The sequence below is a fragment of the Pseudomonas sp. GNP012 genome, from assembly GCF_054343835.1.
In genome coordinates this window covers 6,164,832-6,180,248 of record NZ_JBTGUU010000001.1, presented here as the reverse complement: position 1 = coordinate 6,180,248, position 15,417 = coordinate 6,164,832, and the positions used below count along the sequence as shown (strand labels likewise).

12 protein-coding genes and 1 pseudogene are annotated in these 15,417 nt (G+C 62.3%); 9 read left to right on the top strand and 4 right to left on the bottom strand.

Going from position 1 to position 15,417, the window contains the following annotated elements:
• Window positions 1-177 precede the first annotated feature (177 nt).
• Both ACXX83_RS27875 and cueR read left to right on the top strand, forming a co-directional pair.
• Window positions 178-2,571 (top strand): heavy metal translocating P-type ATPase, encoded by a 2,394-nt coding sequence (locus ACXX83_RS27875; RefSeq protein ID WP_458550138.1) that lies wholly within the window; start codon window positions 178-180, stop codon window positions 2,569-2,571.
• The gene (cueR, locus tag ACXX83_RS27870; protein ID WP_015093328.1) at window positions 2,568-2,981 is read left to right on the top strand and encodes a Cu(I)-responsive transcriptional regulator; all 414 of its coding nucleotides are present in this window, start codon (window positions 2,568-2,570) and stop codon (window positions 2,979-2,981) included. The genes ACXX83_RS27875 and cueR overlap by 4 nt, the downstream gene beginning before the upstream one ends.
• Before the next feature lie 182 nt (window positions 2,982-3,163).
• On the opposite strand, the gene ACXX83_RS27865 is transcribed toward cueR, so the two are convergent.
• Window positions 3,164-4,057 (bottom strand): PA4780 family RIO1-like protein kinase, encoded by an 894-nt coding sequence (locus ACXX83_RS27865; RefSeq protein WP_126049080.1) that lies wholly within the window; start codon window positions 4,055-4,057, stop codon window positions 3,164-3,166.
• A 344-nt stretch (window positions 4,058-4,401) separates the two neighbouring features.
• Here ACXX83_RS27865 and ACXX83_RS27860 point away from each other — a divergent pair.
• Window positions 4,402-5,592 (top strand): annotated as a pseudogene (locus ACXX83_RS27860) (cache domain-containing protein); the annotation flags it as partial.
• Window positions 5,593-5,682: 90 nt separating this feature from the next.
• On the top strand, window positions 5,683-6,450 hold the full coding sequence (locus tag ACXX83_RS27855) for a methyl-accepting chemotaxis protein (protein WP_371319548.1): 768 nt from the start codon (window positions 5,683-5,685) through the stop codon (window positions 6,448-6,450).
• A gap of 124 nt (window positions 6,451-6,574) precedes the next feature.
• Here ACXX83_RS27855 and ACXX83_RS27850 read toward each other — a convergent pair whose 3' ends face one another.
• A complete protein-coding gene (locus ACXX83_RS27850) occupies window positions 6,575-7,852 on the bottom strand; it encodes an acetyl-CoA C-acetyltransferase (RefSeq protein ID WP_458550137.1) in 1,278 nt (425 codons plus the stop codon).
• Between the two features lie 263 nt (window positions 7,853-8,115).
• Here ACXX83_RS27850 and ACXX83_RS27845 point away from each other — a divergent pair, with 263 nt between their 5' ends.
• Together ACXX83_RS27845 and ACXX83_RS27840 are read left to right on the top strand one after the other, a co-directional pair.
• A complete protein-coding gene (locus ACXX83_RS27845) occupies window positions 8,116-9,468 on the top strand; it encodes a 3-oxoacyl-ACP reductase (protein WP_458550136.1) in 1,353 nt (450 codons plus the stop codon).
• 2 nt (window positions 9,469-9,470) lie between these two features.
• Entirely contained in the window at window positions 9,471-10,325 is an 855-nt protein-coding gene (locus ACXX83_RS27840) for a MaoC family dehydratase (protein WP_458550135.1), read from the top strand.
• 555 nt (window positions 10,326-10,880) lie between these two features.
• Here the strand turns inward: ACXX83_RS27840 and ACXX83_RS27835 are convergent.
• Both ACXX83_RS27835 and ACXX83_RS27830 read right to left on the bottom strand, forming a co-directional pair.
• Window positions 10,881-11,294 (bottom strand): response regulator, encoded by a 414-nt coding sequence (locus tag ACXX83_RS27835; protein ID WP_007980910.1) that lies wholly within the window; start codon window positions 11,292-11,294, stop codon window positions 10,881-10,883.
• A gap of 62 nt (window positions 11,295-11,356) precedes the next feature.
• Window positions 11,357-11,554 (bottom strand): Flp family type IVb pilin, encoded by a 198-nt coding sequence (locus tag ACXX83_RS27830; RefSeq protein ID WP_458550134.1) that lies wholly within the window; start codon window positions 11,552-11,554, stop codon window positions 11,357-11,359.
• Between the two features lie 322 nt (window positions 11,555-11,876).
• Between ACXX83_RS27830 and cpaB the strand changes: the two genes are divergently transcribed.
• From cpaB to ACXX83_RS27815, 3 genes are all read left to right on the top strand, one after another.
• Window positions 11,877-12,821: a Flp pilus assembly protein CpaB gene (gene cpaB, locus ACXX83_RS27825; RefSeq protein WP_458550133.1), complete on the top strand. Its 945-nt coding sequence runs from the start codon at window positions 11,877-11,879 to the stop codon at window positions 12,819-12,821.
• A 119-nt stretch (window positions 12,822-12,940) separates the two neighbouring features.
• Window positions 12,941-14,131 carry a CpaE/TadZ family protein gene (locus tag ACXX83_RS27820; protein WP_126049062.1) on the top strand — a complete coding sequence of 397 codons (1,191 nt, stop codon included), beginning with the start codon at window positions 12,941-12,943 and terminating at the stop codon, window positions 14,129-14,131.
• Complete coding sequence (locus tag ACXX83_RS27815; protein ID WP_217837095.1) at window positions 14,128-15,408, top strand: TadA family conjugal transfer-associated ATPase; 1,281 nt, start codon at window positions 14,128-14,130, stop codon at window positions 15,406-15,408. Before ACXX83_RS27820 ends, ACXX83_RS27815 begins: the two co-directional genes overlap by 4 nt.
• Window positions 15,409-15,417 lie beyond the last annotated feature (9 nt).

The following is a 15,417-nucleotide window of genomic DNA, read 5'->3' as shown; positions in this document are numbered from 1 at the left end:
GGGAGCGGGCTTGCTCGCGAAAGCGGTGCGTCATGCAACATTGATGTCGACTGACACGACGCCTTCGCGAGCAAGCCCGCTCCCACATTCAATCAGTGACACGTCTAAGATTGGCACTTGACCTTGCCAGCATGGCAAGGTTGATCCTGTGGTCATCTACTACAGGGAGTGCGACCGATGTCCGAATCCACCACGTTCGACCTGCCGATTGCCGGCATGACCTGCGCCAGTTGCGCCGGGCGTGTCGAGCGCGCCTTGAGCAAAGTCATTGGCGCCAGTGCCGTCAGCGTCAACCTCGCCACGGAACAGGCCCGGGTCCAGGCACCCAGCGACAGCCTGCCAGCCCTGATGGATGCCGTGGCCAAGGCCGGCTACAGCGTGCCACAGCAAAATCTGGAACTGAGCATCGACGGTATGACCTGCGCGTCCTGCGTCGGTCGGGTCGAGCGGGCACTGGGCAAGGTGGCGGGAGTGAAAAGCGTCAGCGTCAACCTGGCCAACGAACGCGCCCACCTTGAACTGCTCGGCCACGTCGATCCGCAAACCTTGATCGCGGCCGTGACCAAGGCCGGTTACACCGCCAGCGTATGGGAAGCCGAACACCCACTGGCCGACAATCAGCAACAGCGCCTGCATCGCGAACGCCTGGCCTTGATCATGGCCATCGTCCTCGCCTTGCCGCTGGTCTTGCCGATGCTGCTGCAACCGTTCGGCGTGCACTGGATGCTCCCGGCCTGGGCGCAATTCGTCTTGGCCACGCCAGTGCAATTCATCTTCGGTGCACGGTTTTACGTCGCTGCCTGGAAAGCCGTACGCGCCGGTGCCGGCAACATGGATTTGCTGGTGGCCCTGGGCACCAGCGCCGGTTATGGCTTGAGTGTGTATGAATGGGCCACCGCCGCCGGGCGCATGCCGCACCTGTATTTCGAAGCCTCGGCGGTGGTGATCGCCCTGGTATTGCTGGGCAAGTACCTGGAAAGCCGCGCCAAGCGCCAGACCGCCAGCGCCATCCGCGCCCTCGAAGCCTTGCGCCCGGAACGGGCGATTCAGGTGCTCGATGGCCGCGAGCAGGAAGTCGCCATCAGCGCCCTGCGCCTCAATGACCTGGTGATGGTCAAACCCGGTGAGCGCTTCCCGGTCGATGGCGAAGTGATAGAAGGCCAGAGCCACGCCGACGAAGCCCTGATCAGTGGCGAGAGCCTGCCGGTGCCCAAACAGCCCGGCGACAAAGTCACGGGCGGCGCGATCAACGGTGAAGGCCGGTTGCTGGTGCGTACCCAGGCCCTCGGTGCGGAAACCGTACTGGCACGGATCATCCGCCTGGTGGAAGACGCCCAGGCCGCAAAGGCACCGATCCAGAAACTGGTGGATAAAGTCAGCCAGGTGTTCGTGCCCACCGTGCTGCTGATTGCCCTGGCAACCCTGATCGGCTGGTGGCTGTATGGCGCGCCGATGGAAACCGCGCTGATCAACGCCGTGGCGGTGCTGGTGATCGCCTGCCCTTGCGCACTGGGCCTGGCCACGCCGACGGCGATCATGGCCGGCACCGGCGTTGCGGCACGCTACGGGATTCTGATCAAGGACGCCGAAGCACTGGAGCGTGCCCACGAAGTCAGCGCAGTGGTGTTCGACAAGACCGGCACCCTGACCTCCGGCGCCCCGCGCATTGCTCATCTGAGTGCCATCGACGGCAATGAAGCGAGCCTGCTGCAACTGGCCGGCGCCCTGCAACGCGGCAGTGAGCATCCGCTGGCCAAGGCTGTTCTGGATACCTGCGCCGAACGCCACTTGAAGGTGGCCGACGTCAGCGACAGCCAGTCCCTGACCGGCCGCGGCATTGCCGGCACACTGGAAGGTCGTCGCCTGGCCCTGGGCAATCGTCGCCTGCTGGAGGACAGCGGCTTGAACGCCGGACCGTTGGCCGACTCGGCGATCGCGTGGGAACAAGAAGGCCGGACCTTGTCCTGGTTGATCGAACAATCCCCCGCCCCCCAGGTGCTGGGCCTGTTCGCCTTCGGTGACACCCTCAAGCCCGGCGCGCTGCAAGCGGTGCAGCAACTGAACGCACGGAACATCAGCAGCCACCTGCTGACCGGCGACAATCGCGGTAGCGCCAAGGTGGTGGCCGAGGCGCTGGGCATCCAGGACGTGCATGCCGAGGTGCTGCCGGCGGACAAAGCCGCCACCGTCGCCGCTCTGAAGGAAACAGGCGTGGTGGCGATGGTCGGCGACGGCATCAATGACGCCCCGGCACTGGCCGCCGCCGACATCGGCATCGCCATGGGGGGCGGCACCGACGTCGCCATGCACGCGGCCGGCATCACCCTGATGCGCGGCGATCCGCGACTGGTACCGGCTGCATTGGAGATCAGCCGCAAGACCTACGCCAAGATTCGGCAGAACCTGTTCTGGGCCTTTGTCTATAACCTGATCGGCATTCCGCTGGCGGCGTTTGGCTTCCTCAATCCGGTGCTGGCCGGTGCAGCCATGGCGCTGTCGAGCGTCAGCGTGGTGAGCAATGCGCTACTGTTGAAAACCTGGAAACCCAAGGACCTGGAGGACAACCGATGAACATCGGCCAAGCGGCCCGCCACAGCGGCCTGAGTGCAAAGATGATCCGTTATTACGAATCCATCGGCCTGCTCAAGGCGGCCCATCGCACCGACAGCGGTTATCGAGTGTATGGCGATGACGATCTGCACACGCTGGCGTTCATCAAGCGCTCGCGGGACCTTGGGTTTTCCCTGGAGGAAGTCGGCAAGTTGCTGACCCTCTGGCAAGACCGCCAGCGCGCCAGCGCCGATGTGAAGGCTTTGGCCCGTCAGCATATCGATGAGCTGAACCGGAAGATCCGTGAACTGGGGCAGTTGCGCGACACGCTGCAGGATCTGGTTGAGCACTGCCATGGCGACCATCGGCCGGATTGCCCGATTCTGAAGAATCTGGAGTCGGGGTGCTGTGCCACCCCGGCCCGCGCGTGATTGCAGGGCACCGCAAAACCCTGTGGGAGCGAGCTTGCTCGCGATAGCGGTGTATCTGATACATCAATGCTGGATGTGCCGACGTCATCGCGAGCAAGCTCGCTCCCACAGGTATGGTGTCTGTCACATTGAATCTGTAACCCACAAAAAACCCGGCCGAAGCCGGGTTTTTCTTTAGCCGATCACTGCATCCACGGCGGAGGCGGTTCTTCGGTCTTGCCCGGCGGCGCATCGTCCGCCGCGCGTACGGCTTGCTTGCGCTCTTCATCCAGGCGTGCGGCCTCGATTTCGCGCATGATGCCGCCCACATCGGCCAGCTCTTCCGTATCGGCGAACTCGCCGGTCAGGACACTGGCCGGGTGCAAGGTGCCGGCCTCGTACAAGGCCCACATTTCCTTGGCGTATTTGGTCTTTTTCAACTCCGGCGCAAATCGCCCGAAGTAGGACGCCATGTTGCCCACGTCGCGCTCGAGCATGCTGAACGCGTGGTTGTTGCCCGCCGCATCCACCGCTTGTGGCAGGTCGATGATCACCGGGCCGGTCGGCGTCAGCAGCACGTTGAACTCGGACAGGTCGCCATGCACCAGACCGGTACACAGCATCAGTACGATCTGCGAAATCAGGAACGCGTGATATTCACGGGCCTGGTCCGGTTCCAGCACCACATCGTTCAGGCGCGGCGCCGCATCACCGTACTCGTCGGCCACCAACTCCATGAGCAGCACGCCTTCAAGGAAGTCGAACGGCTTGGGCACGCGCACACCGGCATTGGCCAGACGGAACAGCGCCGCCACTTCAGCGTTCTGCCAGGCGTCTTCGGTTTCCTTGCGGCCAAACTTGGAGCCCTTGGCCATCGCCCGGGCCTGACGGCTGTTGCGCACCTTGCGGCCTTCCTGATACTCGGCCGCCTGACGAAAACTGCGTTTGTTCGCCTCCTTGTAGACCTTCGCGCAACGTAACTGGTTACCGCAGCGCACCACATAAACAGCTGCTTCTTTACCACTCATGAGTGGGCGCAGCACCTCGTCGACCAGACCGTCCTCGATCAGGGGTTCAATGCGTTTTGGAGTCTTCATCAGCTTTTATTGTGGGTCCTTTATTACCAAACACGCGAAAGTCATTCGTTATACGGCAATCCACTCACGGGGGGGAGGGGTTGCCGACTTATGAACATTGCACAAGCACACAATGTGCCGATTTCAACGGGTAAAACCGACGACCGCCACGGGTCACACCGGATCATAGCCGAGCCTGCGTCACTTGTTGTGCAAGGACATTGAGGGCAATTGCGACAGAAGCCGACACCACTTCTCAATCCTTCCGTAGGATTTTTCCCAACAGGCCTCAATTTCCTCCGACAACAGCCGAAGTCCTTAGTGACAAAGTGATTTGTCCGACAATCGCAGCCACAACAAAAGCGATGCCGCACTCAAGGACCCGGGTTGACCAAGAACGATTACGGCTGCCAATAAACCGCGAGTCATCTGCACTGCGTGGGCCTACAAGAAAATCTGGAGCGCGGATGAACATCAAACAGAAGTTGACCTGGGCGTTTGCAATCATCGCCTGCCTACCCGTGGTGCTGGTCGCCACCCTCGTTGTGCTGAACCTGCGCAGTGATGCCAGGGACGAATTTATCGACGGCAGTGCCCGCGAGATTCGTCAGGTCAGCAACGCCATGCAATTGTTCTTTGACAGCATCAGCCAGAACGTCGATTACCTGGCCAGGCAGCCGCTGATCCGAAACTCCGACGACAGCCTCAAGACTTACATGGCTGCCAACGCCGAGAGCGTTCCCCAGGGCGAGATGGACAAGAAGGTCTTCACCCTGCTCCAGGACCTGGGCAACAGCCACCCGTCCTACGCCTATGCCATCCTCGGCACGGCGGCGGGCGGCTACGTGTCGTGGCCGGATGATCCGAAGCTGAACAACTACGACCCGCGCCAGCGCCCCTGGTACAAGGCCGCCCAGGCCAAGCCGGGCAAGCCGTTCCGCACCGAGGCCTACTACTGGGCCCAGGACGACGCGACCTACGTCAGCACCGTGCGCACCATCGACAACAAGTTGGGCACCAACGGCGGCGTGGTCAGCATCGATGTGACGCTCAAGCAGCTCACCGAAATCGTCAAACAGATCAAGCTCGGCGAAACCGGCTACCTGATGCTGCTGGAAAACACCGGCACGGTCCTGGTGGATCCGAAACAACCGGAACACAACTTCAAACCCCTGAACAGCCTGGGCGACGGCTACGCGCAACTGGCCAAGGCCGGCAAGGGCCTGGTGGAAGTGGAGCTCAACGGCGAGCGCTACATGGCCAACGTCTGGCCATCGGAGCAACTGGGCTGGACCTTCATCGGCCTGATCAAACAGAACGACGTGATGAGCTCCGCGACCCGGTTGACCTGGTTGATCGCCATTATCGCCGCCGTCCTGGCCGTCATCTTCGCCATCGTCGGCGCCAGTTTTGCCAGCCTCATCGTGCGTCCGATCCGCAGCGTGGCCAGCGGCCTTGAGGGCATCGCCCAAGGCGAAGGCGACCTGACTCAGAACCTGCAAATCCGTGGCAACGACGAAACCGCGCAGCTGGCCAACTGGTTCAACCAGTTCCTGACCGCGATTCGCAACCTGATCCAGAACATCGGCGGCGCGGCGGGCAAGATCCTCGCCACCTCCAAGAGTTCGACCCAGGTCTCCAGCGACATGGCCGAAGCCGCCGGACGCCAGCGTGAAGCGGTGGACATGGTGTCCACGGCATTCCACGAAATGGTCGCCACCGCCAACGAAGTTGCGCGCTCTTGCAGCCAGGCGGCGGAATCCGCCGACAGTGGCCAGCGCCAGGCGCGCGAAGGTCAGCAACAGATCGATGCGGCGGTAAACAGCGTTGATCGCCTGAGCCAGGAAATCGAACAGTCAGCCCAGTCGATGCAACAACTGGAGCGCGACAGCAACGACATTCAGTCGATCCTGGGGACCATCCGTTCGATCGCCGAACAGACCAACCTGCTGGCGCTGAACGCCGCGATCGAAGCGGCCCGGGCCGGTGAACAGGGCCGCGGCTTTGCCGTGGTGGCCGACGAAGTACGAGCCCTGGCCAAGCGCACGGCCGACTCCACGGCGGAAATCGACGGACTGCTGGGCAACCTGGCCAAACGCACCAGCCAGGTGACCCAACAGATGCACGCCAGTCTGGAAGTGTCCCAGCAATCGGTGACGCGCATCGGTGAGGCGCGCAACAGCTTCGGGCAGATTCGCGAGTCGGTGGACGTGATCCGTGACATGAACACCCAGATCGCCACGGCGGCGGAACAACAGCATCAAGTGGCCGAAGACATCAACCGGCACATCAGCCAGATCCATGGCGATGCGCAACTGGTGGCGGAACTGGCCAACTCGGCACGCCTGGACTCCCAGAGCCTGGCCGGGCTGTCGAACGAACTGGACGGGCTGGTGCGCAGGTTCCGTACCTGATTTGCAAACTCACCACTAAACCCTGTGGGAGCGAGCTTGCTCGCGATGAGGATGGTTAATCCAACATAGATGTTGGCTGACACTCCGCCATCGCGAGCAAGCTCGCTCCCACAGTTGTTTTAACTCAGCGTTCGATGATCGCGGTCACGCCCTGCCCACCCGCCGCGCAAATCGAAATCAGTCCCCGCCCCTTTCCCGCCGCATCCAGCAACTTCGCCAGGTTGGCGACGATGCGCCCGCCCGTGGCGGCAAACGGATGCCCTGCCGCCAGTGAACTGCCCTTGACGTTGAGCCGACTGCGGTCAATCGAGCCCAACGGCGCATCGAGCCCCAGACGGGTTTTGCAGTACTGCGGATCCTCCCACGCCTTCAATGTGCACAGCACCTGCGCGGCGAAGGCTTCGTGGATTTCGTAGTAGTCGAAGTCCTGCAAGGTCAGGCCATTGCGCGCGAGCAAGCGCGGCACAGCGTAGACCGGCGCCATCAACAACCCTTCGGCACCGTTGACGAAATCCACCGCAGCAGCCTCGCCGTCACGCCAATACGCGAGAATCGGCAGACCGCGCTCCTTCGCCCATTCCTCGCTGCCCAGCAGCACCAGTGACGCCCCATCGGTCAGCGGCGTGGAGTTGCCCGCCGTCAGGGTGCCCTTGGCGCTTTTCTCGTAGGCCGGCTTGAGTGCGGCGAGCTTTTCCAGGGTCGAATCCGGGCGCAGATTGTTGTCGCGAGTGAGTCCCAGGAACGGCGTCATCAGATCGTTGTGCCAGCCTTCGGCATAGGACGCCGCCAGTTTCTGATGGCTCTCAAGCGCCATTTGATCCTGGGCTTCGCGCGGGATGTTCCAGGTCTGGGCCATCAGCTCGCAATGCTGGCCCATGGACAACCCGGTGCGTGGCTCGCCGTTGCGCGGGAACTCGGGGATCAGATGTTTGGGGCGCAATTGCAGGAAGGTCTTCAGTTTGTCGCCGGTGGTTTTGGCGCGATTGGCTTGCAGGAGGATTTTACGCAGCCCTTCGCTGACACTGATCGGTGCATCCGAAGTGGTGTCCACGCCACCGGCGATGCCGCAATCGATCTGGCCCAGGGCAATCTTGTTCGCCACCAGCAACGCCGCTTCCAGCCCGGTGCCGCACGCCTGCTGGATGTCATAGGCCGGGGTGGCGGGCGACAACCGCGAGCCGAGTACGCACTCGCGTGTGAGGTTCATGTCCCGCGCCAACTTGAGCACGGCCCCGGCGACCACTTCGCCGATGCGCTGGCCATGCAGGTTGTAGCGCTCGATCAGGCCTTCGAGGGCAGCAGTGAGCATCACCTGGTTGCTGGCCGTGGCGTAGGGGCCGTTGGAGCGGGCGAAAGGAATCCGGTTACCGCCGATGATCGCGACGCGGCGCAGCTGGGTCATAAGAACTCCTGATGAATTATCTGAACTGAACACTGCCCCTTGTGGGAGCGGGCTTGCTCGCGAAGGCGTCGTGTCAGTCGACATCAATGTTGCATGACACTCCGCTTTCGCGAGCAAGCCCGCTCCCACAGGGACAGCGTTGCACCATAAATCCTGCGACAAACTAATCTGCTGTAACCAAGCGTAGGCCTTATCTCGTGGATCGAACGACTGATCGCCATTCATGGTCCACACTTTGAACCTCAGCTTTCGGAGCGCGTTCCATGTCTGACCGCTATATCGACTTCGCCAATTCGTCCATCGGCCATCGCCTGGTCGGTGCCCTGGGGTTGCCGGCACCGACTCGACTGGAGCGCTGGCAGGCAGGCCGGCTGCGGCCCGTGGAAGGTGCGCTACTGATCGGCGGCGGGCCATTGGCGGAACACGTCAGTGCCTTCGCCAACCGCCTGACCGACGCGATCTACAGCTACGGCACCGAGCCTTCGATGGCCACGGCCTGGATTCCCGGCCATGGACCGAAACTCAAGGCCGTGGTGTTCGACGCCAGTGACCTGCTGCACACCGATCAGCTCAAGCAACTGCGCGAGTTCTTCCAGCCGCTGATGAAGAACCTCGATCACTGTGCGCACCTGGTGATTCTCGGACGCGATCCGCAAACCCTGCGTGACCCGTTCGCTGCCAGTGCCCAACGCGCCCTGGAAGGTTTCAGCCGTTCCCTGGCCAAGGAATTGCGCAGCGGTGGCACCCTGCAATTGATCTACGTCGGCGAAGGGGCCGAGGCGCAACTGGAAGGCCCGCTGCGGTTTTTCCTCTCGCCCAAAAGCGCCTTCGTGTCCGGGCAGGTCATTCGCCTGAATCCGTGCTCGACGCCCGTCAGCGACTGGACGCGCCCGCTCGCCGGGCGCAAGGCACTGGTTACCGGCGCGGCGCGCGGCATTGGCGCCGCCATCGCCGAAACCCTGGCCCGTGACGGTGCCGACGTCATCCTGCTCGATGTGCCGGCGGCCAAAACCGATCTCGATGCCCTCGCCGCACGCCTTGGCGGGCGAAGCATCAGCCTCGACATCTGCGCCGAAGATGCAGCCTCGCAGTTGATCGAACAATTACCCGACGGCCTCGACATCGTGGTGCACAACGCCGGCATCACCCGCGATAAAACCTTGGCCAATATGACCCCGGACTTCTGGGACGCCGTACTGGCAGTCAACCTCAACGCACCGCAAGTGCTGACCAAAGCCCTGCTCGATAGCGGCGCCCTGCACGACAACGCTCGGGTGATTCTGCTGGCCTCCATCAGCGGCATCGCCGGCAATCGCGGGCAAACCAACTACGCCGCGAGCAAGGCCGGGCTCATTGGCCTGGCGCAAGCCTGGGCGCCGCTGCTCGCCGAACGCGGCATCAGCATCAACGCCGTGGCACCCGGATTCATCGAAACGCAAATGACCGCGCACATCCCCTTCGGCCTGCGCGAAGCCGGACGGCGCATGAGTGCCCTCGGCCAGGGCGGCCTGCCACAGGACGTCGCCGAAGCCGTGGCCTGGCTCGCGCAACCCGGCACCGGCGCATTCACCGGACAAGCGTTGCGCGTATGCGGGCAAAGCGTTCTGGGGGCTTGAGGATGATCACCGACTGGCACACTCTCAACCGCGAACCGAGCCTCCCGGGGCTGTACGCACGAGCGGCGACACGGCGAAAAATCACCGGCACCACCCTGCCCGATTCGGGTTTGCGCTGCTGGGTCGACGTCGATCCCAAACGCCTGGCGGCCTATCGCAAGGTCTGTGGCTTCGCCGACAACGGCCTGCTGCCGCCGACCTATCCGCATATCCTCGGCTTTGCCTTGCAGATGCAATTGCTCACAGCCAGGGACTTCCCGTTCCCGCTGCTGGGCCTGATTCACCTGAGCAATCGAATTCGTCTGCTACGCCCCATGGGTGGGGTGAATCGGGCGCGTGTCAGCGTGCAGGTGCAGAACCTGCAACCCCACGCCAAAGGCGCGACATTCGACTTGCTGACCACCCTCGACGATCAACTGGGGCCGTTGTGGGAGGCACAAAGCCGGATGCTCTGCCGCGGCGTCAAACTCGAGGGCGAACCGCTTGAGGAGAACCTGGAAACGAGTCTGGACATGAACGAAGTCGAACACTGGAAAGCGCCCTCGGACATTGGTCGGCAATACGCCAAGGTGTCCGGCGACTACAACCCGATCCACCTGAGCGCGGCCAGCGCCCGACTCTTCGGTTTCCCGACCGCCATCGCCCATGGCCTGTGGAACAAGGCGCGCACACTGGCGGCACTGGCCGGGCACCTGCCAGTGGCGAACGTCGAGATCGCCGTGCAGTTCAAGAAGCCGGTACGGTTGCCCGGTGAGGTGACGCTGCTGGCCAGCGAGCCGGGGGCGAGCGGGGATTTTCAGTTGGTGGGTGTCGGGGATCTGGAGCACATGGTCGGGCACTGGCGGCCGGTGGCCTGACAAGGCCGATGTTTGTGGCGAGGGCTTGCTCTCGCCGGGCTGCGTACATCCAGATAATCAGGCCGGCCGGTAGGCCGCCTTCGCGAGCAAGCCCGCTCCCACAGGGTCGAGGTACATCCGCCAGGTTCAGGTCGGCTGTCAGGCCGCCTTCGCGAGCAGGCTCGCTCCCACAGAAGAGCAAAGACAGAGCGGCGTACATAGAGGCTCTTCACCACTCAACAGGCCGAGCGTTAGCTCGCCTGCCGCTTTTGATCTTGATCCACCCGCCCCCTCGGCAGGCTGAGCGCAGGTGTTCATCCGGGGATGGGCGCGCAGCGCCGTTCGACGCAGTCGAACTCATTGCATGTAGGTCGAAGCGAAGCCGACCGGAGGGCAATGCCCCTGGATGAATACCGGAGCGAAGGAACCCCGAGCCTCAGCGAGGGGCCGTACGTAAGGGGCGAGACTTTTTGGTTCCTTTTGTGTCGTTTGACAAAAGGGACTCGCCGTAAGGGCGAAACCATAAGTCGCCGTTACCGAAGAACCGGATATGTACTCAACCCAGAGGTCACCCAATCACCCCTTGACCAAATAAACCTGCGGCAACGGAAACAGATTATTCAACGTCTCCAACAACCGCACGTGATAAATCGGCTTGCGAAAAAGATCCAGCACCTGCAAGCGCAACATATCACTGACATCATCCATGCCCGCATGCCCCGACATCACAATCACCGGCAAATGCTCGCGAGACGTATGCTCGCGCAACCGCCTGATCAACGACATGCCGCTCTCCTCCGGCATGCGCAAATCAGTGATCACCAAAGCGATATCGGGATGCCGGGTCAGATGCTGCAGTGCAAGCTTGACCGAAGTGGCGGTAAAACAATTGAACCCCTCACCCTCCAGCAACTCCGCCAACTCAAGCAATGCGTCCTCTTCGTCATCCACCAGAAGCAGCTGTTGGCGTGGCTGTGCGTGAGCGTTCATGAGGTGACACCTGCAAGGGACAAAGCGCTGACGTTAGAAACCCTAAATTGTCGACGTCCTTGTCACAGCGCCGCTTGGATAGCGGTGAACGTGGTCGTGATGGCGGTCTGGACACCCGGGCTGAAACCGGCGAGCACCACCGCGACCATGGCGGCAATGATCGCGTACTCGATACCGGACGCACCCTCGGTATCCTTGGCCAGGCCCTTGTAAAAAGCGATCCCGGATTTGACCTTCTCAACAAGCTTGGAAAAAGACATGACATTTCTCCTGGACGACGACGGGTGTTGCACGGACGCAACATGATTCCCCAGTGCCAGCACCAGCATTGTCGGCATTCCCCGGCCCAACAACTGTAAATACGCATTAACACTAAAGTATTAACCGTTTCGTTGACGTCAAAAACGGGTCGTTTTATCGCAACTTTGCACTTTCGTTAGATATTTTCCACGCGCTAATGGCATTTTGCTCTACCTGCGCTACGGTCAAATAGCGAAATAGTTCCATGTTCATAGCTGCCTGATTGCGAAGTTTTCTCGTTGGACTTGACGGGGTTTGCGCAGCAGGAAAGGGAGAGCCTTCATGAACAGCCGTGTCACTCTGGGTCTCGCCGGATTGTTTCTGGTCGGCGCCATCATTACCGGTTACTGGGGACTCACATTAAGTCGCCAACCGGCTCCCGAGGCCGTTGCCCAGCCCACCGTCAATGCACCGCTGGTCATCACACAGGCGCCACTGTCGACAAATGACCCGACCCGCCATCCCGTGGTCGTGCTGGTCAACGATGTCGCGCCCTATACGCCGATCACCGCCGCCGATGTCGTGCTGGAACAGTTGCACACTGCTCCGGCCGGCAGCCTGACCAGCCTCGACCAGGCGATTGGCCGCACCCCTTGGCGCGCCCTCACCGCCGGCAGCTGGCTCAACGACGAAAGTTTCGAAGCCGGCAGCAAGCTGTCGCGGATGATCCGCCCCAATGAACGCGCCCTGGCGGTCGCCACGGACGAAGTGGTCATTGTCGGCGGGCAACTGACGCCGGGCGACTATGTCGATGTGCTGCTGTTTCTGCGCATGGACACCCTCAATCCGCAGCCAACGGCCCAACTCGTGGTGCCGGCCTTGCGGGTGCTCGGAGTCGGCGAGCAATTGGGGTTGACCAACGACGGCCAGCCTTCCAGCCCGACACGCAACGCCGAGGAAAAACTCAAACAGGATCAATCGCGCGCCGCGGCCCGGACCGTACTGCTCGCCGTTCCTGAACAACTGGTGAGCCGCCTGATGCTCGCGACCCAAGCCGGCGTGCTGCGCCTGGCCGTGCGCAGCGCCGATGAGAAACGCCTGGCGCGCTACTGGGCCGGCGAAAGCAACTCTGCCGCCAACCTGGCCAATGCCAACCGCGAGTTGTTGCAATTCAGCCAGCTGGCCATGACCGGGCCACCCAAACCTGTCACCAACTCTGTCGCCGCCCCGCGCAAGCAGAGTGTGGAAGTCATTCGCGGTATCGAGATCACCCAACAAACACCCTGAGTCGAGCAAGGATGCCTTTCCATGCGCAGACCTTTTACGCCAATGTTCAACGGCTTGATCCGGGCCACTTTGCTCGGCGGCCTGTCGGCAAGTGCGATATCACGTAGCGAGTTATCGCAATGAGCCAGAACTTGAGTCAAACCTTCCTCGCGATCACGCGCAACAGCACCGACCTGGAATGGCTGCAAGGTGCCCTTGCGCCCCTGGGCCAGGTGGTCAGCGCCGGTGGCGGCAGCCTCGACGAACTGTTGGCACTGGTGGACGTGACCTGCGCCAGCCTGGTGTTCATCGGCCTGGACCGCGACCACGTGGTCACCCAAAGCGCGCTGATCGAAGGCGCGCTGGAAGCCAAGCCGATGCTGGCGATCGTCGCGCTGGGCGACGGCATGGACAACCAGCTTGTACTCAATGCGATGCGCGCCGGGGCCAGGGATTTCGTGGCCTATGGTTCACGCTCAAGTGAAGTCGCGGGGCTGGTGCGACGCCTGAGCAAACGCCTGCCCGCTGTCGCGCCGAACACGCACCTGGGCCGCCTGACCGTGCTGTATGGCGTGCAGAGCAGCGCCGACGGCGCGTTGCTGGCCACGCACATGGCGCAAGTGGTGCAAAAAAGCGGACAGCACACGCTGTTGCTGGACCTGGGATTACCCCGGGGCGATAGCCTGGCGCTGCTGGGCCTTGAAAGCTCGTTTCATTTCGGCGATGCATTGCGCCATTTGCGACGCCTGGACGCGACGCTGATCGACAGCGCCTTCACCAGTTGCGAAGCCGGGCTGCGCATCCTTGCCTACGCCAGTGGCGATGAACCGCTGGAGCACACCAGTGCCGCCGAGCTGTACATGCTGCTCAGCGCCCTGCGCCAACACTTCCAGCACATCGTGGTAAACCTCACCGGCCAACCCGACAGCGAAGCGCTGCGCACCTTCGTCAGCCATTGCGACAAACTGCTGTGGTACACCGATCAGAACGTGCTCGACTGCCGCCGCAACCTCACGGTGCTCAACTTTTGGCGCGAAAAAGGCATGAAGCTCGATCACGCCAGACTGCTCGTGGACCGCTACCTGCGCAACGTCGCACCGGACGCCGACACCCTGGGCAAGACGTTCGGCCTGGAGATCATCGCCACCCTCGCCTACAGCCCGGAAGTGCGGCTCAACGCCAAGAACCAGGGCCTGACCTTGTTCGAGCTGGCCCCGCGCGAGGGCCTCACCCAGAGTCTGCGAGCACTCGGCGAGCGCCTGGCCAGGCACTCCGAAGGCCTGGTCAAACCCAAGACCGGCTGGTTCAACCGCTTGAGGGGCGCACAATGAGCAGTGAAAAACTCTTCGGTTCCCCCCATCGCGGCGCGGTCGGCAATACCGACCACGAAGGCCTGAAACTGGTGCTGCACCGCTACATCATCGACGCCATCGAAGAGTCGGGGAAAAACCTGCTGGAGGGCACGCGCCAGGCACTGTCGCAATTCGTGATCGACAAGGTGGCCGAGTACATCGCGCGCTTGCACCTGGCGATTTCCCGCTATGAAATGGAGCGTCTGGCCGAGGAGATCGTCGACGAACTCACCGGTTTCGGCCCGTTGGAAGTACTGCTGCGCGACCCGGCGGTGACCGAGATCCTGGTCAACGGTCCACACCGTGTATTTGTCGAACGCGAAGGCTTGCTGCATCTGAGTGACTTGCGTTTTATCGATTCGCACCACGTCGAACGTGTCATGCAACGGATTCTCGCGCCCCTGGGCCGGCGGCTCGACGAGTCTTCGCCCATGGTCGACGCGCGCCTGCCGGACGGCAGCCGGGTCAACGCCATCATTCCGCCGATAGCCCTCGATGGCCCGTGCCTGTCGATCCGCAAATTCCGCCAGGACATGCTCAAAAGCTCCGACCTGGTGGCGATGCAATCCATCGATCACGCGATCTTCGAATTCATTCAGGAAGCCGTAGGCAAACGCTGCAACATTCTGATCAGCGGCGGCACCGGCACCGGCAAGACCACGCTGCTGAACATTCTCAGCCAGTTGATCAACCCTCAGGAACGCCTGGTCACCATCGAAGACGTCGCCGAACTGCAACTGGGCCATCCTCACGTCGTGCGCCTGGAAACCCGTCCACCGAATGCCGAAGGCCATGGCGAAGTAAAAGCCAGCGACTTGATTCGCAACGCCCTGCGGATGCGCCCGGACCGGATCATCCTCGGCGAAATTCGCGGCGTCGAAGTGGTCGATGTGTTGACCGCGATGAACACCGGCCACGACGGCTCGATGAGTACCGTACACGCCAACAACGCCCAGGATGCGCTGCTGCGCCTGGAGACCCTGGTGGGCCTGACCGGCCGCAGCATCGCCGAGCGCACCCTGCGGCAGATGATCTGCGCGGCGCTCGACGTGGTCATCCAGCTCACGCGCATGCCCGACGGCCGCCGCTGTGTCAGCGAAGTGGTGGAAGTCGTCGGTGTGCGCGACGACGTGTATGTCACCAACACGCTGTTCCGTTTCGACCGCCACACCGGGTTCGGTTTCCTGCGCGAAGCCGTGAACCCGGCTGGCGACAAATTGCGCCGGGACTCGGCGCTGTCTCCCTCGGCGTACTGAGGCCACGGC

Excerpts from the sequence above, each read along its gene's own strand:
- ACXX83_RS27840 (WP_458550135.1), top strand. The coding sequence starts at position 9,471 with ATGATCACCGACTGGCACACTCTCAACCGCGAACCGAGCCTCCCGGGG.
- cpaB (WP_458550133.1), top strand. The coding sequence starts at position 11,877 with ATGAACAGCCGTGTCACTCTGGGTCTCGCCGGATTGTTTCTGGTCGGC.
- ACXX83_RS27855 (WP_371319548.1), top strand. The coding sequence starts at position 5,683 with ATGGCCGAAGCCGCCGGACGCCAGCGTGAAGCGGTGGACATGGTGTCC.
- ACXX83_RS27850 (WP_458550137.1), bottom strand. The coding sequence starts at position 7,852 with ATGACCCAGCTGCGCCGCGTCGCGATCATCGGCGGTAACCGGATTCCT.
- ACXX83_RS27830 (WP_458550134.1), bottom strand. The coding sequence starts at position 11,554 with ATGTCTTTTTCCAAGCTTGTTGAGAAGGTCAAATCCGGGATCGCTTTT.
- ACXX83_RS27845 (WP_458550136.1), top strand. The coding sequence starts at position 8,116 with ATGTCTGACCGCTATATCGACTTCGCCAATTCGTCCATCGGCCATCGC.
- cueR (WP_015093328.1), top strand. The coding sequence starts at position 2,568 with ATGAACATCGGCCAAGCGGCCCGCCACAGCGGCCTGAGTGCAAAGATG.
- ACXX83_RS27835 (WP_007980910.1), bottom strand. The coding sequence starts at position 11,294 with ATGAACGCTCACGCACAGCCACGCCAACAGCTGCTTCTGGTGGATGAC.
- ACXX83_RS27875 (WP_458550138.1), top strand. The coding sequence starts at position 178 with ATGTCCGAATCCACCACGTTCGACCTGCCGATTGCCGGCATGACCTGC.
- ACXX83_RS27820 (WP_126049062.1), top strand. The coding sequence starts at position 12,941 with ATGAGCCAGAACTTGAGTCAAACCTTCCTCGCGATCACGCGCAACAGC.
- ACXX83_RS27815 (WP_217837095.1), top strand. The coding sequence starts at position 14,128 with ATGAGCAGTGAAAAACTCTTCGGTTCCCCCCATCGCGGCGCGGTCGGC.
- ACXX83_RS27865 (WP_126049080.1), bottom strand. The coding sequence starts at position 4,057 with ATGAAGACTCCAAAACGCATTGAACCCCTGATCGAGGACGGTCTGGTC.